The 19,198-nt window shown below is 66.9% G+C and carries 18 protein-coding genes; 9 read left to right on the top strand and 9 right to left on the bottom strand.

What is annotated here, in order from left to right:
• Positions 1-11 precede the first annotated feature (11 nt).
• From Q9R14_RS01100 to Q9R14_RS01090, 3 genes are read left to right on the top strand one after another with little or no spacing between them, the layout of a single operon-like run.
• Entirely contained in the window at positions 12-875 is an 864-nt protein-coding gene (locus Q9R14_RS01100; protein WP_306003172.1) for a DUF692 domain-containing protein, read from the top strand.
• Positions 856-1,641 (top strand): DNA-binding domain-containing protein, encoded by a 786-nt coding sequence (locus tag Q9R14_RS01095; RefSeq protein ID WP_306003171.1) that lies wholly within the window; start codon positions 856-858, stop codon positions 1,639-1,641. The genes Q9R14_RS01100 and Q9R14_RS01095 overlap by 20 nt, the downstream gene beginning before the upstream one ends.
• On the top strand, positions 1,638-2,099 hold the full coding sequence (locus Q9R14_RS01090) for a DoxX family protein (protein WP_306003170.1): 462 nt from the start codon (positions 1,638-1,640) through the stop codon (positions 2,097-2,099). The genes Q9R14_RS01095 and Q9R14_RS01090 overlap by 4 nt, the downstream gene beginning before the upstream one ends.
• 28 nt (positions 2,100-2,127) lie before the next feature.
• Here Q9R14_RS01090 and Q9R14_RS01085 read toward each other — a convergent pair whose 3' ends face one another.
• A complete protein-coding gene (locus tag Q9R14_RS01085) occupies positions 2,128-2,625 on the bottom strand; it encodes a hypothetical protein (protein WP_306003169.1) in 498 nt (165 codons plus the stop codon).
• Positions 2,626-2,768: 143 nt separating this feature from the next.
• Between Q9R14_RS01085 and Q9R14_RS01080 the strand changes: the two genes are divergently transcribed.
• From Q9R14_RS01080 to Q9R14_RS01060, 5 genes are all read left to right on the top strand, one after another.
• A complete protein-coding gene (locus Q9R14_RS01080; protein WP_306003168.1) occupies positions 2,769-3,266 on the top strand; it encodes a GAF domain-containing protein in 498 nt (165 codons plus the stop codon).
• Positions 3,267-3,326: 60 nt separating this feature from the next.
• Entirely contained in the window at positions 3,327-4,004 is a 678-nt protein-coding gene (locus Q9R14_RS01075) for an SDR family NAD(P)-dependent oxidoreductase (RefSeq protein WP_306003167.1), read from the top strand.
• On the top strand, positions 4,004-4,840 hold the full coding sequence (locus Q9R14_RS01070) for a CoA ester lyase (protein WP_306003166.1): 837 nt from the start codon (positions 4,004-4,006) through the stop codon (positions 4,838-4,840). Before Q9R14_RS01075 ends, Q9R14_RS01070 begins: the two co-directional genes overlap by 1 nt.
• 52 nt (positions 4,841-4,892) lie before the next feature.
• Positions 4,893-6,947, top strand: a complete 2,055-nt coding sequence (locus Q9R14_RS01065; protein WP_306003165.1) for a capsular polysaccharide biosynthesis protein — start codon at positions 4,893-4,895, stop codon at positions 6,945-6,947.
• A 74-nt stretch (positions 6,948-7,021) separates the two neighbouring features.
• Positions 7,022-8,176 (top strand): beta-ketoacyl-ACP synthase III, encoded by a 1,155-nt coding sequence (locus Q9R14_RS01060; protein ID WP_306003164.1) that lies wholly within the window; start codon positions 7,022-7,024, stop codon positions 8,174-8,176.
• Positions 8,177-8,180: 4 nt separating this feature from the next.
• On the opposite strand, the gene Q9R14_RS01055 is transcribed toward Q9R14_RS01060, so the two are convergent.
• Entirely contained in the window at positions 8,181-8,642 is a 462-nt protein-coding gene (locus Q9R14_RS01055; protein ID WP_306003163.1) for a DoxX family protein, read from the bottom strand.
• A 41-nt stretch (positions 8,643-8,683) separates the two neighbouring features.
• Entirely contained in the window at positions 8,684-9,889 is a 1,206-nt protein-coding gene (locus Q9R14_RS01050; RefSeq protein ID WP_306003162.1) for a M48 family metallopeptidase, read from the bottom strand.
• A gap of 136 nt (positions 9,890-10,025) precedes the next feature.
• Here Q9R14_RS01050 and Q9R14_RS01045 point away from each other — a divergent pair, with 136 nt between their 5' ends.
• Positions 10,026-10,295 (top strand): hypothetical protein, encoded by a 270-nt coding sequence (locus Q9R14_RS01045; protein ID WP_017504786.1) that lies wholly within the window; start codon positions 10,026-10,028, stop codon positions 10,293-10,295.
• Between the two features lie 72 nt (positions 10,296-10,367).
• On the opposite strand, the gene Q9R14_RS01040 is transcribed toward Q9R14_RS01045, so the two are convergent.
• The 6 genes from Q9R14_RS01040 to Q9R14_RS01015 all read right to left on the bottom strand — a co-directional run bounded on the left by Q9R14_RS01040 (position 10,368) and on the right by Q9R14_RS01015 (position 19,196).
• Positions 10,368-10,895, bottom strand: coding sequence for a porin family protein (locus Q9R14_RS01040; RefSeq protein WP_039244441.1), 528 nt, complete (start codon positions 10,893-10,895; stop codon positions 10,368-10,370).
• 232 nt (positions 10,896-11,127) lie between these two features.
• Positions 11,128-13,809 (bottom strand): pyruvate, phosphate dikinase, encoded by a 2,682-nt coding sequence (ppdK, locus tag Q9R14_RS01035; protein WP_371929741.1) that lies wholly within the window; start codon positions 13,807-13,809, stop codon positions 11,128-11,130.
• 301 nt (positions 13,810-14,110) lie between these two features.
• The gene (gene glyS / locus Q9R14_RS01030) at positions 14,111-16,180 is read right to left on the bottom strand and encodes a glycine--tRNA ligase subunit beta (RefSeq protein WP_306003160.1); all 2,070 of its coding nucleotides are present in this window, start codon (positions 16,178-16,180) and stop codon (positions 14,111-14,113) included.
• Between the two features lie 4 nt (positions 16,181-16,184).
• A complete protein-coding gene (locus Q9R14_RS01025; protein ID WP_306003159.1) occupies positions 16,185-17,117 on the bottom strand; it encodes a glycine--tRNA ligase subunit alpha in 933 nt (310 codons plus the stop codon).
• 100 nt (positions 17,118-17,217) lie between these two features.
• Positions 17,218-18,114, bottom strand: coding sequence for a fasciclin domain-containing protein (locus tag Q9R14_RS01020; protein WP_306003158.1), 897 nt, complete (start codon positions 18,112-18,114; stop codon positions 17,218-17,220).
• Between the two features lie 203 nt (positions 18,115-18,317).
• Positions 18,318-19,196 (bottom strand): 4-(cytidine 5'-diphospho)-2-C-methyl-D-erythritol kinase, encoded by an 879-nt coding sequence (locus Q9R14_RS01015; protein WP_306003157.1) that lies wholly within the window; start codon positions 19,194-19,196, stop codon positions 18,318-18,320.
• Positions 19,197-19,198: the final 2 nt, after the last annotated feature.

Below are 19,198 nucleotides of genomic sequence, written 5' to 3'. Positions count from 1 at the left end.
GAGCTGGACCGATGAACCATGGATCGATCGCCACGACGCCTGTCCCCACAGTGGGACTGGGCCTCAAAGCCCGCCATTACGACGAGGCTCTGGCGTCTCCGGCGGCCGGTCTGTGGTTCGAGGTCCATCCTGAAAACTATATGGTCGATGGCGGCCCTCGCTTGAAATGGCTGGAGGCCATCCGTCGAGAAAAGCCTCTGTCCCTGCATGGTGTCGGCTTGTCGCTGGCCGGCGACGAGGCGCCGGACCCGGAGCATCTGGCGCGGCTCAAGACGCTCGCTGACCGGTTCGAGCCGTTTCTGATGTCCGAACACCTGGCCTGGTCGCGGGGCGGCGGCGTCTACCATCCTGATCTGCTCCCGTTTCCGCGCACCCGACAGATGTTGAATCAGGTCAGCGACAACGTAGCGCGCGCGCAGGACGCGCTGGGCCGACGCCTGCTGATCGAGAATCCATCCCTTTACCTCGACCTGAACGGCCACGAGATGGGGGAGGTCGATTTCCTGGTCGAACTGGCCGCCGCGACAGGCTGTGGCCTGCTGCTCGATCTGAACAATGTGCACATCAGCGCCAACAATCTCGGCGCCGACCCGCGGGACTATCTGGCGGCCGTTCCGGTCGATCTCATCGGCGAAATCCATCTGGCCGGCTTTGCGCCCGATCCCGTCCACGCAGAGGCGCTGTTGATCGACACCCACGACGCGCCGGTCAGCGACGCCGTCTGGTCCCTCTATGCCGAGACACTCATGCGCATCGGGCCGCGTCCCACGCTGATCGAGCGCGACGACAACATCCCCGACTTCGCCGAGTTGATCGCCGAACGCGAGCAAGCCGTCGCCATAATGGAGGCCTGCCATGTCCAGCGCGCCGCCTGACGATCAGATGCTGTCATTTCATGCGAGCTTCTCCCTGGCCTTACAGGGGCCGGGCTCCGTGCTCACACCGTGGCTGGCGGATCCACATGCGCCCGGACTGGCGGTTTATCGAAACACGGTGGCCAAGGGGCGGACCGACGCCCTGGCGGGTCTCTATCCGACTGTAGAACGGTTGGTCGGTCCGGACTGGTTTCGCGACGCCGCTCTGATCTACGCCGACCGCGTGCCTCCCTCATCCCCGGTTCTGGATGCCTATGGCGAGGGCTTCCCGGAGTGGCTGGCGACGTTTCCGCCGGCGTTTGAACTTCAGTTTCTGCCGCCTGTCGCCCGTCTTGATCGCGCATGGAGCCGCGCACACCGCGCCACTGACGCACCGACACTGGCTCCAAGGACGGTCGCCGCCCTGTCGCACACTGCTCTCAACGTCAGCTGCGCGGTCCTGCATCCGTCTGCGCAAGTCTTCTGGTTCGACTGGACCGCGCCATCGATCTGGCTGGCCAATCGTCTGGCTACGCCTCCGGACGACATGCTGTGGGACCAGTCCCCCGAGGGCCTGTTGATCGTGCGTCCGGAAATGCAGGTCCAGACCCATCGGTTGAACCGGCTCCAGTTCGCCTTCCTTGACGCCTGCCGGCACGGCCGCACCGTCGGAGCGGCGGCTCTCGCCGCCCTCGCCGTCGATCCCGCAGCCAATCTGTCCGAGCTGTTCAGAGATCTGCTTCTGAGCGGCGCCTTCACCCGTATCGAAACCGGAGCGCCACAATGACCGAACTGACCGCCGCATCGTCGCCGCGCCCCTCCTTGGCGGTCCTCCCACGCCTGGCCCAGGCTGCGATCCCCCTGCCGGTGCTCAGCCTGATCGCGCGTGTATCGATCGCGGCGGTCTTCTTTCTTTCCGGCCGGACAAAGGTGGAGGGTCTGCTGACCATCACCGACAGCACCTATGCTCTGTTCGCCGAGGAATACCGACTGCCTCTGATCCCCGGCGATATCGCCGCCCACCTGGCGACCTATTCGGAACATTTGTTCCCGGTCCTGCTGGTGCTCGGCCTCGGCGTCCGCTTTGCCGCGCTCGCGCTTCTTGGCATGACCATAGTGATCGAGGTTTTTGTCTACCCCCTCGGTTGGCCGACCCACCTGCTCTGGGCGACGGTGCTGCTCTACATCATCAGGTTCGGCGCCGGGCCGATCAGCCTGGATCATTGGCTGAGCCGGAGAAGCTAGACATCGACGCGTTCTCAACCGACGCCGCTCACTTTACACAGATGCGCGCGCGGTCGTTGATCCAGCAGTCCCCGTTAAGGCGGACGGTCCCCAGGCGATCGCCGGCCTTGTCGTCGTCGGGGTCGGCGTTCCAGGTGGCGTCGGCCCTGCCGTCGGCCATGAGGACGACGACGGCGAAATGCGAGTTCTTGGGCTTGCCCTCGGACCAGGCGTTCATCGTGTAGCCGCCGTCGCCGAACGGATAGACGAGGCAGGGCTCGTCGAGCAGTACCTTGCCGTCGACCGAGAGATAACAGGGCTTGCGCGACGCCGCCGGCGTCGCTGACGCTGACGACGAGGTCGCAGGGTTCGTGTTGATCTTCGCCGGTTCCGGAGGCGGCGCCATCGGCTCTGGTGCGGACCGCGCGGGGGTCTGCGTCGCGTCAGCTGGCCCAGGCGCGCCGGCGTCCTGACCGCAGGCGGCCGCGGCGGCCGATAGCATCAGGGCGGCGATCAGGCTGAGCGATCGTGAAGGGGTGGATGTCACGCGAGCCTCCGTCGTTGTCTCCCAGCGCCAACACGGGGGCGCATGCAAGCGTTCCCGGCAAAGCGACCGCGACTGATGCCGCCCCTCCCCTTCGGCCAAGCGCTCGCCTATATCGCCAGCCTGTCCCGCTCCGGAGTTTTTCCATGGCCTATGTCGCCCGCAACGATCGTCCCGCCGTCAAGGCGGCGCGCTATCTGGAGGTCGAGACGGAAGTCCTGGCCGTGCTCGACGGCGAGCCGAATGTAACGGCGCGAATGGCGACGGTGGCGTCGATGCTGGCCGATGCGTTCGAGCACTATTTCTGGACCGGCTTCTATGTCGTCGCGCCGGACAAGACCGACGAACTGGTGGTCGGGCCTTATCAGGGCACGCTGGGGTGCCTGCGCATCGCGTTCGGACGCGGAGTATGCGGCGCGGCGGCGGCGACGGGCCAGACGCAGCTGGTCGAGGATGTGCACGCCTTCCCCGGCCACATCGCCTGCGACAGCCGTTCGGCCAGCGAGATCGTGGTGCCTGTGCGCGACGCCTCGGGCGCGCTGATCGCGGTGTTCGACGTGGATGCGACGACGCCGGCCGCCTTCGATACGGACGACCAGGAGGCGCTGGAGCGGTTGATGGCGAAGGTGTTCGCCGACGCTTGATCGGGACCGGTTGATCCGGCCGCAGCCGGCTCTATGGTCCCCGGCGACATGGAGGATCGGATGACGCAGCGAACAGTCGCAATCACGGGCGGACACGGCGTCCTGGGCCGGGCGGTGCTGGAGGCGGCGCTGAAAGCCGGCTGGCAGGTCGCGGTCATCGACCATGCCGAGGGCCATACCGTGCCCGACGGCGTGCTGGAGGTCGGCGGGGTCGATCTGACGGACGCCGGCCAGGCGCAGAAGGCCGTCGACGCCGTGATCGCGCGGTTCGGGCGGCTGGACGCCCTGCTCAATATCGCCGGCGGCTTCGTCTGGCAGACAGCCGACGATGCGGAACCGGCGTGGGACCGGATGCATGCGCTGAACGTCACCACCGCCGTGAACACCAACCGCGCGGCGCTGGATGCGCTGAAGGCCTCGCCCGAGGGTCGGATCGTCAATGTCGGCTCGGCCGCCGCGCTTAAGGCCGGCGCGGGCATGGGGGCCTATGGCGCGGCCAAGGCCGGGATCCACGCCCTGACCCAGGCGCTGGCCGAGGAGTTGAAGGCGACAAAGGTGACGGTCAACGCCGTCCTGCCGTCGATCATCGACACGCCGACGAACCGCAAGGACATGCCCGACGCCGACCCGGCGACCTGGGTCGCGCCGGCCGATCTGGCGGCGGTGATCCTGTTCCTGGCCTCGCCCGAGAGCCGGGCCATGACCGGCGCCCTGGTGCCCGTCACGGGCCGCGTCTGATGCGCAGCGACCGGGTCCGCAGCGTCCTTTATCTGCCCGCCTCCAATGCGCGGGCGATCGAGAAGGCGCGGACGCTGGATTGCGATGTCGCCGTGCTGGATCTGGAAGACGCCGTGGCGCCCGATGCCAAGGCCGACGCGCGTGACGCCGCCGTCGCGGCGTTTCGGGACGGCGGGTTCGGGCCACGCCTGGGCGTTCGGATCAATGGCCTGGACACCGACTGGGGGCTGGACGACCTGACGGCGATGAAGGCGGCAGGCGCCACATTGGTCGTCGCGCCGAAGGTGGAGACGCCGCAAGCCGTGCACGCCCTGTCCGCCGGCCTGGCCAAGGGCTGCGCCCTGTGGGCCATGATCGAAACGCCGCGCGCGCTGATGGCCTTGGCCGACATCGCGACGGCGGATGGGGCGCTGGACGGGCTGATGCTGGGGGTCAACGACCTGGCCAAGGCGCTGGGGACCGGGGCTTCGCCGGATCGCGAACCGTTCAAGCCGTGGCTGGCCATGCTGGTCGCCGCCGCGCGGGCCAATGGCTTGCTGGCCATCGACGGGGTGTTCAACCGCATCGACGATGCCGAAGGCTTTGAGGCCGAGGCGGCGCAGGGGCGACTGTACGGGTTCGACGGCAAGAGCCTGATCCACCCGTCGCAGATCGCGGCCGCCAACGCCAGCTTCTCGCCGTCCGAAGCCGAGCTCGCCGATGCACAAGCGATCGTCGCCGCCTTCGACGCGCCAGACGCCGAGGGGCGAGGCGCGATCCGCGTGAACGGGGCGATGGTCGAACGGCTGCATCTGGAGCAGGCGAAGGCCTTGCTGGCGCGGGCGGATCGGGCCTAGTCGCGTCGACGCAACCGCCGTAAAGCTCGCGTCGAACCTCAGCGGACCCGCCTTGCCCCTACCCTCCGACACGCCTTCGAAAATCCCGGCCTGGGTCTGTGCGCCCGGCGTGCTGAAGGTCCCGTTCCTCGACGTTTTTCTGGCCGACTACGACCTGCGTCGCCTGCCGGGGGACGAGGTTCAGGCCGTGCTGGGCTGGGGAATGAAGCCGACGGCGGCGGCGGGGCGACGGTGGGCCGAGAAGAACGGGCGGCCCTATGTGGCGCTGGAGGACGGGTTTTTGCGTTCGGTCGGCATCGGCGAGGCGGGCGCGACGAGCCTGAGCCTGATCGTCGACGATCTGGGCGTCTATTACGATGCGACGCGGCCCAGCCGGCTGGAGCATCTGATCCAGACGGCCGACGACTGGTGCGACGCGGCCATGATCGCGCGGGCGCGCGGACTGATCGACCGGATCGTGGCGTCGGGCGTTTCCAAGACCAATATGGGCGGGCCGCTGGATCCGGGCCTGCTGAAGCCCGGTCGGCGCGTGCTGATCGTGGACCAGACGTTCGGCGACGCCTCCATCGCCTGCGGCCTCGCGACAGCTCAGAGCTTTGACGACATGATCGCCGCCGCCCGGCGCGACGAACCGGACGCCCAGCTGATCGTCAAACGTCATCCGGCGGTGGCGGCGGGCAAGAAGCGCGGCTGCGTGACGGAGCTGACCGGCGTCACACTGGCCGATAGGGATATACGGCCGGCCGACCTGCTGGCGGCGGTGGATGCGGTCTATTGCGTGACCTCGGCGCTAGGGTTCGAGGCGCTGTTGCGTGGCCTGCCGGTGCGGTGTTTCGGGGCGCCCTTCTATTCCGGCTGGGGCCTGACGACCGATGCGGTCCAGACGGGGCGACGCGGCGTCGCGCGGTCGATCGAACAGGTCGCCGCCGCCGCTCTGATCGCCTACAGCCGCTACGTCGATCCAGTGACGGGCGAGCGATGCGAGGCCGAACAGGCGCTAGAGCGATTGATCGCCCTGCGCGACCGGGCCGACCGACTGGCGGGGTCGTGGTCGGCGGTGGGGTTCGCGCCCGCCAAGCGGCCGCCGGTGCGCCGACTGCTGAACTCGCCCAAGGCGACGATGCGCTATTTCATGTCGCCGTCGCGTGCCGCCGCCCAAGCCAAGGCGACCGATGGGCGGCTGATCTGGTGGGCGGGCAAGGAGAGCGAGGCGACGCGTCAGGCGGCGGCCGATTTCGACGGTCCGACCGTACGGATGGAGGACGGCTTCATCCGTTCGCGGGGCCTGGGGTCCGATTTCGTCGGCGCCCTGTCGGTCGCCCTGGACGATCAGGGCGTCTATTACGATCCGTCGCGGCCCTCGCGGCTGGAGACCCTGATCGAGACCTCGGACCTGTCGCCGATGCAGTTGGCGCGGGCCGCCGCGCTGCGGACGCGCGTGGTCGATGCGGGCCTGTCGAAATACAATCTTAGGGGCCAGGCGCCGACGGACTGGCCCGTTGATCGCGACATCCTGCTGGTCGTCGGCCAGGTCGAGAACGACAAGTCGATTCTGCTGGGCTGTGCGCCGGATCTGAACACCAACTCGGCCCTGGTGGAGGCGGCGCGGCGCGATCATCCGGACGCCTTTCTGGTCTATCGCAATCACCCCGACGTGCTGGCGGGCAACCGGCCGGGGCGGCTGGACGCGGGAGCCATGGCCTCGGTCGATGCCGTGGGCGACGGGCTGGATATCGTGGACTGTCTGAACGCCTGTCGCCGGGTGGCGACCCTGACCTCCCTGACGGGCTTCGAGGCCCTGATGCGGGGCAAGGCGGTGTCGGTCTATGGCCGGCCCTTCTATGCCGGATGGGGACTGACCGACGACCGGCTGACGTTCGAGCGCCGCAGCCGCCGCGCCGGCGTCGATCACCTGGTCCACGCCGCCCTGATCGCCTATCCCCTCTATGTCACGCCCGAGGGCTGGCCCTGCGAGGCCGAGGATCTGGTGGACCGGCTGATCGCCGCGCGCGACCAGCCGACGCCCAAGGCGCCGCGCGGTCAGGTGCAGCGCTGGGCCGCCGGCGTCATCGCCAGTCTCGACCGCAAGCCGCCGCCGTCCTATTGACGCGTTCTGATAGGAAACGGACTGTCCTCAAGCAGCAAGGTCCCGCGGGCCGAGCGATAGGAACAAAAACCAAAGTGACCCACGCCGTCATCGCCGCCACCGGCCTCTTCACCCCCGAACAGTCCGTCTCGAACGCCGAACTGGTCGACAGCTACAATACCTGGGCCGACGGCTGGAACGCCCGCCATGCCGCTCAGATCGAGGCTGGCGAGCTGGAGGCCAAGTCGCACTCCTCGCCCGAGTTCATCGAAAAGGCCTCGGGCATCAAGAGCCGGTTCGTGCTGGACAAGGCCGGGATCATCGATCCCGAGCGGATGGCGCCGAACCTGGCCGAACGCTCCAACGACGAAATCTCGATCCTGGCCGAGATGGCGGTCAAGGCCGCGCGTCAGGCGATTGAGGCCTGGGGCAAGCCGGTTTCCGAAATCGGCGCCGTCCTGTGCGCCGCATCGAACATGCAGCGCGCCTATCCGGCCATGGCCATCGAGGTTCAGCAGGCCCTGGGCATCGAGGGCTTCGCCTTCGACATGAATGTGGCGTGCAGCTCGGCGACCTTCGGCATCAAGACGGCGGCGGACTTCATCGCCGGCGGCTCGGTCAAGGCGGTTCTGATGGTCAATCCGGAAGTCTGTTCGGCCCACCTGAACTTCACCGACCGCGACAGTCATTTCATCTTCGGCGATGTGGCCACTGCAGTGATCGTGGAGTCGTCGGATACGGCTGGGCCGGGCGGCTGGGACGTGCTGGGCACGCGGCTGAAGACGACCTTCTCGAACAACATCCGCAACAACTTCGGCTTCTTGAACCGCAATGCGCGCGACACCGCGCATCTGGACAGCCCCGAAGCCGACGACAGCGTTCAGAACGACAAGCTGTTCATTCAGCAGGGCCGCAAGGTCTTCCGCGACGTGGTGCCGATGGTGTCGGACATGATCGTGGATCACGCCGGCGAACTGGGCCTTGATCCGCACGACCTGAAGCGGCTGTGGCTGCACCAGGCCAACATCAACATGAACACGATGATCGGCAAGAAGGTGCTGGGTCGCGAGCCCTCGGCGGATGAGAACGTCATCATCCTGGACGAATACGCCAACACCTCCTCGGCCGGGTCGATCATCGCCTTCCACCTTCACAATGACGGGTTCGAGGCGGGCGATACGGGCCTGATCTGCAGCTTCGGCGCCGGCTATTCGGCCGGGACGGTATTCGTCAGGAAGCGCGCCGCCTGAAGCCTTAAAGCCGGGGCAGGAACAGGACGAAGTCCAGGCTCCACAGCCCCGGTCCATTGGCGATCAGCCAGATCAGGATGACCAGCAGCAGGGTCTCGGGCAGGTCGAAATAGCTGGAGAGGCGATAGCCGAGGCTGGTCCCCTCCACCGATTTTGACGCCACCGTCACCAGGGCGACCAGGCTGATGATCATCAGCACAAGGGCCGCCAAGCTGGTGAACAGGCCCATGATCAGCAGGGCGCCGAAGGCGAATTCGCACACCGAGACGAACTTGGCGGTCTGGCGCGGCGCGGCGATGCCGGCCTCGACCATCGTCTTCTGCATCTTCTCGGCCTGGGCCGGGGTGAACAGCTTGTAGAAGCCGGACAGGAAAAACATTCCCCCGACCACGACCCGCGCGATCAGGGGCGCGATGTCCATCAGGGCCGGAACGCCCAGGTCGAGGCCGCGATAGAGGTCGATCATGGGGCGAAGGCTCCGCTTGGAATGGCGGAGCCTTCAATGCCTTACGGGCGTGTCGGTTGCTCGGCCCCGTCGCGTGGCGGATGCGTCGCCTTCCATTCCATGGCGCGGCGGATGCGGTTCTCGACGCTGGGGTGATCGTAGAACAGGAACTCCTCGATCGCCGACGGTGACGGGGCGCGGTATTCGGCGGTCTTGATCAGGGCCTTGGACAGACCGTCCGGTTCATTGGCGTGAACCAGAGAGAAGTGGTCGGCGTCCTCCTCCATCGTGCGGGTCATGGTGGCGAAGACGGGGGTGCCCAGCACGCCCAGGAAGGCCAGCACCAGGGCCAGGACCGGCAGGCCCGCAGGGTCGGAGATGTCGCCCACCCGATCCGCCCTCAAAAGACGATGCGCTACTGGATACAGCCGGTCGGTCAGCCAGAAGGCCAGCACCGACAGGACGACCAGAATACCGACGGTCCAAAGAATGTGCGCCCGGACATAGTGGCCCATCTCGTGGCCGACCACGCCGCGCACCTCGGCCAGATCCGCGCCCTGTTTGAACATGGTGTCGCTCATCGCCACCCGCGCCGTGCCGAACAGGCCCGAGACATTGGCGGTGTAGCGGTCGGACTGTTTGGAGCCGTCGTAGATGAAGATCTTGTCCGACGGCGTGCCGGTCTGTTTGGCCAAGGTCACGACGGCGTCGCGCACCGGCCCGTTCGGTGCGGGCGTATAGGTGTTGAAAATCGGCTCGATCAGCAAGGGTGCGAGCACCAGACCGATGACGATGAAGGCCGCCGTCACGCCGGCCGCCCAGCCCCACCAGAACCGACGCGCACGTCGGATCAGGGCATAGATCGCCACCAGCAGCAGCGAGGTCGCCACCACCGAGATGGCCGCGCCGATCACGGCCTCGCCCAGCCAGCCGCCCAGGACCTGGCTGGTCAGCCCATACTGTTTCTCTCGCCACCAGCCCTGATAGATCGCCCACGGCAGGGTCAGCGCCCAACTCATGGCCGAATAGACCACGGCGACGACGAAACTGGCCAGGACCGGCCGACGACGGCGACGTTCGATCCGGCTGCGGATCGCAACCAGCAGGCCGGTGCGCACGATGATCCAGGCGACCATGGCCGAGACCAGGAAGCTCCACAGGATCAGCCAGTGCGAACCGTGGGTATAGGCGATGGCGCGGGCCGTTTCCTGGGGCGACAGGGTCGCCAGCCACTGGGCCGTCGCGGCCGCCGGATCGAAATTCGTCATGGTTTTCTCCCTTGCGAGAACCAAACCGCGCGACCCGCGTTATGTCAGGTTAATTCGCATCCATGATGATTCTCGCCCGGCCACGCTTGAATCTTTCACGACTTTTTGTCACGCATTCTCCTGTCGAGAACAGGGGATGTCCCAGATGGCTCACAAGACGCCCAAGCAGGTCCTGGAAAGCTTGGCTCATGATATCGCCACCGTGTTGAAGAGCATGGGTGGCTCGGCGCATCAGAACATGGTGGTCGATTGCGTGGCGGCGATGAAGCGCCAGCGCGGCGAGGCGGTCAACCCGCCCGATCTTCGCCAAAAGATCATCGAGACCTTCGAATACTATCGCGACTGGTTCGTTCGCCCATTCGGCGAAGGCTCGCAGCGCTGGGCCCTGGCCGGCGACTTCGGCTGACTTCACTCTCCTGAACGAAAAAGGCGCGCTCCCTGCGGAGCGCGCCTTCGTCGTTAGGACTGATCGATCAGATCAGAAGCGACGGATGTAGCTGACCGAATAGGCGTCGGCTTCACCACCGTTGTCGCGGTAGTCGCGACGGGTCCAGTCGGCGCGCACGCCGTTGACGCCGTCTAGGTAGTAGTTGGCGCCGGCGCCGTAGTTCCAGCTATCGCCGCCCACGTCGGTGTTGGCGCCGGGGAACTTCTGCTTCAGCTCGGTGTGGCCGTAGCCGCCACGTGCGAACAGTTCCAGCTTGTCAGAGACCGGCACCTTGCCGACCACGTAACCGGCGGCGTCCCACTCGTGCTTGATCTCGCCATCGACGCCCGCGACGGTGAAGTCGTCATGCTTCACGCCGACCGAGGCTTCAGTTTCCACAGCGATGTAACGGTTGAGGTTGACGCCAAGACGACCGGTGACGGCGCCCGTCGTTGCATTGTCGCCTTCAAGATGAGTGTAGCCCAACGAGCCGTAACCACGCGGCTCAGGATTGGTTTGAGCAAAGGCCGGAGCGGCGATTGCGGAAACGGCGACAGCAGCGAGAAGAATGTTACGCATTGATTCTTATTAACTCCTAGATGTGATGACCGAGCCGATCATCAGCCCCATCCAGCGAGTGCTTAAATAGGTCACGGCGTCATCTGTTCCAGAGGCGCGAAAACACGACGAATGCCTGTGGACGCCGGGACACATACAGCGTTCCGTCAAGATCGGCGACTTTGTGGCGCCGCAGCAAAAAGGGCGGCCTCGACAGAGACCGCCCTTCCTTGGTTCGTCCTGCTGAGAAGGCCTAGCGGTCCTTCTCGCGCTCCACGTTCAGCGCGGCCTGGGCCGCCGCCAGACGGGCGATCGGCACGCGGTAGGGCGAGCAGGAGACGTAATCCAGACCCGCCTGTTCGCAGAAGGCGATCGACGACGGGTCGCCGCCATGTTCGCCGCAGATGCCCAGCTTGACCTCGGGCCGGACCTTGCGCCCGCGCTCGGCGGCGATCTCGATCAGGCCGCCCACGCCGTCCTGGTCCAGACGCACGAAAGGATCGGTCTCGAAGATGCCCTTGTCCAGATAGGCCTGCAGGAACCGGCCGGAATCGTCGCGCGAAATGCCGAACGTCGTCTGGGTCAGGTCGTTGGTGCCGAAGCTGAAGAACTGGGCGTATTCGGCCAGGTCCCCGGCGCGGATGGCGGCGCGTGGCAGTTCGATCATCGTGCCGACCAGATAGTCGATGCTCTGGCCCGTCTCCTCGAACACGGCCTTGGCCGTGCGATCGGTCAGCTCGCGCAGATATTTCATCTCAAGGCCCAGGGCGACCAGCGGGTGCATGATCTCCGGCAGGGGCGCGGTGCCCGACTTCTGCTTGACCTCCAGCGCCGCCTCGATGATGGCGCGGACTTGCATCTCGTAGATTTCGGGATAGGCGACGCCCAGGCGGCAGCCGCGATGGCCCAGCATGGGGTTGGTCTCGTGCAGCTCCTTGGCGCGGCGCTTCAGCTTCTCGGCGTCGATGCCGGACGAGGCGGCCAGGGCGTCGATGTCTTCCTCGGTGTGGGGGATGAACTCGTGCAGCGGCGGGTCCAGCAGGCGCACCGTCACCGGCAGGCCGGCCATGATCTCGAACAGTTCCACGAAGTCCGACTTCTGGAACGGCGCGATCTTGGCCAGCGCCGCGCGACGGCCCTTCTCGTCGTCGGCCAGGATCATCTCGCGCACGGCGGCGATCCGGGTGTCGTCGAAGAACATGTGCTCGGTGCGGCACAGGCCGATGCCCTCGGCGCCGAAGCCGCGCGCGGTCTTGGCGTCCAGCGGGGTCTCGGCGTTGGCGCGGACCTTCAGGCGGCGCACCTTGTCGGCCCAGCCCATCAGGGTCTGGAAGTCGCCGGTCAGTTCCGGCTCGATCATCGGCACGGCGCCGTCCAGCACTTCGCCCTTGGAGCCGTCGATGGTGATGACCTCGCCGGCCTTGAAGGTGCGGCCGCGCGCGGTGAAGGTGCCCTTGGCCTCGTCGATATGGATCTCGCCGGCGCCGGAGACGCAGGCCCGGCCCATGCCGCGCGCCACGACGGCGGCGTGGCTGGTCATGCCCCCGCGGGCGGTGACGATGCCGCGCGCCGCATGCATGCCGTGAATATCCTCGGGGCTCGTTTCCTCGCGCACTAGGATGACCGCTTCGCCCAGACCCGACATGCGCTCGGCCTCGTCGGCGTCGAACACGATCTTGCCGGTCGCGGCGCCGGGCGAGGCCGGCAGGCCGGCGGCGACCACGGTGCGCGCCGCATCGGGGTCCAGAGTCGGGTGCAGCAGCTGGTCCAGCGCCGACGGCTCGACCCGGCTGATGGCCTCTTCCTGGGAGATCACGCCCTCGGCGGCGAGGTCCACGGCGACCTTCAGCGCCGACTTGGCGGTGCGCTTGCCGTTGCGGGTCTGCAGCATCCACAGACGGCCCTGTTCGACCGTGAACTCGATGTCTTGCATGTCGCGGTAGTGGCTTTCCAGCTTGCCGACGACGTCGACGAACTGGGCGAACACCTCAGGCATGGCCTCTTCCATAGAGGGGGCGGTCTCGCCCATCTCCTCGCGGCCGATCCTGGTCAGGGACTGCGGCGTGCGGATGCCCGCGACCACGTCCTCGCCCTGGGCGTTGATCAGGAACTCGCCGTACAGGCGCGCCTCGCCGGTCGAGGGGTTGCGGGTGAAGGCCACGCCGGTCGCCGAGGTCTCGCCCATGTTGCCGAACACCATCGACTGGACGTTGACCGCCGTGCCCCAGCTTTCGGGGATGTCGTGCATGCGGCGATAGAATTTCGCCCGGTCGTTCATCCAGCTTTCGAACACGGCGCCCACGGCGCCCCACAGCTGGTCCTTGGGATCCTGCGGGAAGGCGTGACCCAGTTCGCGCTCGACCACGGCCTTGTAGTCGGCGACCACCTTCTCCCAGTCGGCGGCGGTCAGATCGGTGTCGACCGTGACGCCCAGGCGATCCTTGTGCTGGTCCAGCACCTCTTCGAAATCGTCGTGGCTGAGGCCCAGAACCACGTTGGAATACATGGTGATGAAGCGACGATAGCTGTCGAAGGCGAAGCGGCGGTCGCCCGACAGTTTCGCCAGACCTTCGACCGTCTGGTCGTTCAGGCCCAGGTTCAACACCGTGTCCATCATGCCCGGCATGGACGCCCGCGCGCCCGACCGCACCGACACCAGCAGCGGGTTATCGACATCGCCGAAGGTCTTGCCGACCACGCCCTCGACCTTGGCCAGGGCGGCCTGGACCTGGGCGTCCAGATCGGCCGGATAGGTCTCGTTGTTGGCGTAATAGTGGGTGCAGACCTCGGTGGTGACGGTGAAGCCCGGGGGAACCGGCAGACCCAGCGACGACATTTCCGCCAGATTGGCGCCCTTGCCGCCGAGAAGGTTCTTCATCGACGCGTCGCCGTCGGCGGAGCCTCCGCCGAAGCCGTACACCCACTGAGTCATCATGCAGTCCCTGAGCTTTTCGGATCGTCCGGCGGGTTGTCCCCGCTCGCACATGCAGCACGATCTAGCGCGTGAGAGCGGCCTTGACCATTGCGGATGTAACAATGCGTGAGCGGATGCGCGGTTTCCTTGACGCCAAATGCAGTGCGCCTTCTCCCATTCGGAGGAGGTGGTGCAGAGGGCCGGATGAGGGGCGGCTGGTGGGCCAGCTCGCGCGCCCGACCCTCACCCTTTCGCGCCAGGACGACGGCTGTCGCCGCCGTGCGCTCAAGCCCTCTCCCACTGGGAGAGGGAAGCCGTCTCATTACCCCGCGATCTGGCCGAAGTCGGCGACCTGACCCATGACGTCGCGGACCTGGCCCAGCAGCTTCAGGCGGTTCTCGCGTTCAGCCGGGACGTCGGAATTGACCAGAACGTCGTCGAAGAAACGGTCCACGGGCGCGCGCAGGCGCGCCAGGGCCGTCATGGCGGCGGCGAAGTCCTCGGTCTCCAGCGCGGCCTCGACGGCGGTGCGGGCGGCGCCGACGGCGAAGGCCAGGGTGGTCTCGGCCTCTGGCTGGTTCGGCAGGCCGGTCTGAACCATGCCGGTCGGCAGCGGCCCCTTCTTCTCCTCGGCGCGCAGGATGTTGGAAGCGCGCTTGTAGCCGGCCAGCAGATTGGCCCCGTCGTCCGTGGCGAGGAAGGCGGCCAGCGCCTCAACCCGACGCACGATGCGGACGAGGTCGTCGTCTACTAAGCCTTCGCTGCCTTTGCGTGTCTCGATAACAGCGTCGACCAAATCGTGTCTGGCTCCGCTGTCTCGCAAGATCACCTTCAAGCGATCAACAAGGAAGCGGATCAGCTCAAACCCTGGCCAAACGAAACCCCACGGATCAGCGCCAGGTTTCGAAAGATCAAAGAGACGGTCGAGCGACACCCGCACCCCATTCTCCAGCACCAGCCGGATCACCCCTAACGCCGCTCTACGCAGCGCGAACGGGTCCTTCGACCCCGTGGGCTTTTCGTCGATGGCGAAGAAGCCGACCAGGGTGTCCAGCTTGTCGGCCAGGGCGACGGCGACCGTGACGGGCGCAGTCGGGACCGTGTCGGCGGGGCCTTGGGGCTTGTAGTGGTCGCGCACGGCGTCGGCGATGGCGTCGGAATGGCCGGCGAGACGGGCGTAATAGCCACCCATGATCCCCTGCAGTTCCGGAAACTCGCTGACCATGCCCGACAGCAGGTCGGCCTTGGACAGGCGGGCGGCGGTTTCGGCCTCGTCGGCGTCGGCGCCGACCAGTGGGGCGATCTCGCGGGCCAGGGCGGCGATGCGCTCGACGCGCTCGGCCAGGGTGCCCAGTTTGGCGTGGAAGGTGACGCCGGACAGTTTGGCGTTCCAGGCGTCGAAGCCGACCTTCTGGTCCTCGTCCCAGAAGAAGCGGGCGTCGTTCAGGCGGGCGGACAGGACGCGGCTGTTGCCGGCGGCCAGGGCCTTGCCGCCGTCGGTCGCCTCGACATTGGCGACGACGAGGAAATTGGGCGCCAGGCCATCCTTGGAGGGATCGCGGACGGCGAAATACTTCTGGTGCACCTTCATCGACAGGCGCACGACCTCGGGCGGCAGGGCCAGGAACTGCGGGTCCATGTCGCCCAGGATCGGGGTCGGCCATTCCGCCAGGCCCGCCACCTCGTCCAGCAGGCCGTCGTCATCGACAAGGGCGAGGCCGCGCGCGGTGCAGGCGGCCTTGGCCTGTTCCAGAATGCGCAGCTTGCGATCAGCGACGTCCAGCAGGACGAAGTTCTTTTCCAGTTGGGTGCGGTAGTCGACGAAGTCGCTGACCTTCAGCGGCTGGCCCGAGCCCAGGAAGCGGTGCCCCTCGGTGATCGCGTCGGATGAAATGCCGTCGATCTCGAACGGGACCACCTTGCCGTCGAACAGGCACAGAATGCGCTTGATCGGACGCACCCAGCGCAGCGTGCCGGACCCCCAGCGCATCGACTTGGGCCAGGGGAAGGTGCGGACGACCTGATCGACCGTCTCGGCGACCAGATCGGTCGTGGCGCGGCCCTTGGACGACAGGACGGCGAACAGGACGCCGTCGCGCTCGGTCAGTTGATCGCGCGTCAGGCCGGTCTTGCGCAGGAAGCCTTCCAGCGCCTGTTCCGGGGCCGAGGCGCGCGGGCCCTTGACCTCTTCTTCGCGGTCGGGCGTGGCCGTGGGCAGGCCGTCGATCACCAAGGTCAGGCGGCGCGGACCGGCATAGGCCGTCAGCGCCTCCCACGTCAGGCCGGCGGCCTTCAGACGGTCGCAGACCATACGCTCCAGGTCGCGCGCGGCGCCCTGCTGCATACGGGCGGGGATTTCTTCGGAGAAGATTTCGAGGAGGAGTTGAGGCATTCGATTAAATCCCGTCATCCTCGGACAAGGAGCGCAGCGACGCCGATCCGACGGACCGCTCTTGTTCGACGTAGGCGAGGGCGCAGGCTTTGCAGAGTTCGCGGATGCGGCCGATGTAGCTCTGGCGTTCGGCGACGGCGATGGCGCCGCGTGCGTCCATCAGGTTGAACAGGTGACTGGCCTTCAGAACCTGGTCGTAGGCCGGCAGGACCAGCGGCTGATCCTGCGGCCCACGCATGTCCAGCAGGCGCTGGACCTCGCCCACCATATCCTCGAACCGGCGCTTCAGACCGTCGACGTCATAGCCGTGGAAGTTGGCTTCCGACTGTTGCCGCTCGTTCTCGAGGAAGACCTCGCCATAGGTCAGGCCCTCCTTGGTGAACTTCAGATCATAGACGTTGTCCACGCCCTGGACGTACATGGCCAGACGTTCCAGCCCGTAGGTCAGTTCGCCCGACACCACGTCGACCTCGATGCCGCCGACGCCCTGGAAATAGGTGAACTGCGTCACCTCCATCCCGTCGCACCAGACCTCCCAGCCCAGCCCCCAGGCGCCGACGGTGGGGTTCTCCCAGTCGTCTTCGACGAAGCGAATGTCGTGCAGTTTCGGATCGATGCCGATCGCCGCCAGCGACCCTAGGTACAGTTCCTGAAGATTGTCCGGGTTCGGCTTCAGGATCACCTGGTATTGGTAATAGTGTTGGAGGCGATTGGGGTTTTCACCATAGCGGCCGTCGCCGGGGCGGCGGCTGGGCTGAACGTAGGCGGCCTTCCACGGCTTCGAGCCGAGCGCGCGCAGGACGGTGGCGGGGTGCAGCGTGCCGGCCCCGACCTCGATGTCATAGGGCTGCAGAATGGCGCAGCCCTGCTCGCCCCAATAGCGGTGGAGCGTCAGGATCAGGTCCTGAAACGCGAGCGGCTCGGTCGAGGTGGTCAAATCGGGCTCGTGGGGAGGGGCTGCAAAAAAGACGGCGGACCATAGGGCCCGCCGCCTTCCGCTTCAACACGCTACCGAGCGAGCGCGTGGATGACCCTGATCAGTTCGGGGTCGGCTTGGCTTCGGCCGCGCCGTCGGCGGCGGGATCAGCCGCATCGACCGGCGGGTTTGCCGGGGTATCGACCTGACCATCGGTCGGATTGACGACCGGGGACGAGGACGTGGTCGTCGTCATCGCGGCGGGCTGCCCGTTCGGCGCCGTCGGAGCCGGCGTCGCTTCAGCAGCCGGGGTCGCCTCAGCGGCCGGAGCGGCAGCCTCGGCGGGCGCAGCCGCCTCTTCATCACCCATGGCGGCCATGGAATTCGCCGGGTTCAGGACCTTGTCGATCGGGAAGATGGCGCCGTTCGAGGCGTCCAACTCGGCGCTGACCACGGTCGCGCCGTCGGCCTTGATGGCCGAACCGGTGCCGTCCAGCAGGACCTGGCTCTCGGCAGCCGTCTCCACGCCGCCCTTCTTGCCCATGATCTGGTCGGGCGTCACGTCGGCGACGATGACGTGATACAGCAGCAGCTGGCGCAGTTCGGCGGCGTTTGCCGGGTCCATCAGACGCGTACGCTCGGCCTCGGGCACGGCGGCGAAGGCGGCGTCGGTCGGGGCGAAGATCGAGATGGCCGGGCGGCTGGCCAGGGTGTCGGTCAGCTGGGCGGCGTCCAGCGCGGCCAGCAAGGTGGTGAACTGACCACTGGCCTTCAGCTTGTCGACGACGGTTTCGCCGGCGACGGGCGTGGTCGCCTCTGCCGTCGTGGTCGTGGTCGCGGCGGTCTCAGCCGTCGGCGCCGGCGTCTGCGGCATGGCCGGCATGGCCGGATCGGTTTGCGGCATGGTCGCCGGGGCGGGCGTCGTCGTGGTCGCCGGGGCGGTCATGTCCTGGGCGAAAGCAGGGGCAGCCATCAGGCTGACGACGGCGGTGGCGGCAAGCAATTTTGCACGAAGCATGGCGATTTCCTTTTTCCTGTTTGAGGATCGCCACGAGGGAGAAGGCGACCCGTTCCAGACATCGGAACTGCCGACTCAAATCAGAACGCCGTGATCTGGTTCCGAGATTTCGAAACAATGCGTAACGTTTGTGATGATCTGGGCGAGACCTGGGCGAAATCGCCGGTTTCGCAGTCTGATCGCCGGTATTCGGCCACAAAGCTTCAGCGTTGCTGTACGGACAGTTGCGTTGCTTTGACCCAGGCCGTGGGATGTGCGGCGGACAGTGCGCGCGCAGCAGATCGGGCCGCATCGTCGCTGGGATACAAACCGAACACCGTCGCGCCTGAGCCGGACATTCGCGTCAGGGCGATCTGGTCGGTCGCCGCCACCGCCGAGAGGGCCGCGCCGATCGCCGGCGTCAGGGCCAGCGCAGGCGCTTCAAGATCGTTGCGCTGGGCCGACAGCCATTTGATGACGGCGGCGATTGACCAGTCCTGGGGCGGCGTGGGTCTGTCGGCGGCCTGCACCGGCCCTTGATCATAGGCGCGATAGACGGCGCCGGTCGGCGATGGGACGCCGGGGTTGAACAGCACGCCCGGCAGCGGCGGCAGTCGGGGTTCGTCGGTCAGCACGTCTCCCCTCCCCTCGGCCCAGGCCGAGCGCATCCGCAGACACATCGGCCCGTCCGCGCCGACGACGCCCGCAACCGCCTCAAGCGCGTGGTCGTCGAGATCGAGCGCCAGGACGTCGCGCGCCAGCTTCAGCGCCGCGCCCGCATCGGACGATCCGCCGCCCAACCCCGCCGCGATGGGCAGGCGCTTGTCCAGCGTGACCTTGAGCTTTGGCTCTCCGATATCGCAGGCCTCGCCCAATCGGCGCAGCGCGCGCAGGATCAGATTGTCGTCCGTCGCGCCCAGCCCGGCGCCGAAAGGCCCTTCGACCGTCAGCGACAGACGATCCGCCGGCTCGACCGACACGCGATCCCCGACATCGGCGAAGGCGACTAGGCTGGACAGCGGATGATAGCCGTCAGCGTCCACCGCTCCGACGTGAAGGAACAGATTGATCTTGGCCGGCGCCAGGGCGGTCAGGGCGGGCATGA

Source organism: Brevundimonas sp. C43 (assembly GCF_030732185.1).
GTDB classification, from domain to species: domain Bacteria; phylum Pseudomonadota; class Alphaproteobacteria; order Caulobacterales; family Caulobacteraceae; genus Brevundimonas; species Brevundimonas diminuta_C.
The sequence above is the reverse complement of the archived record's forward strand: the minus strand, read 5'-3'. Positions and strand labels throughout refer to the sequence as shown.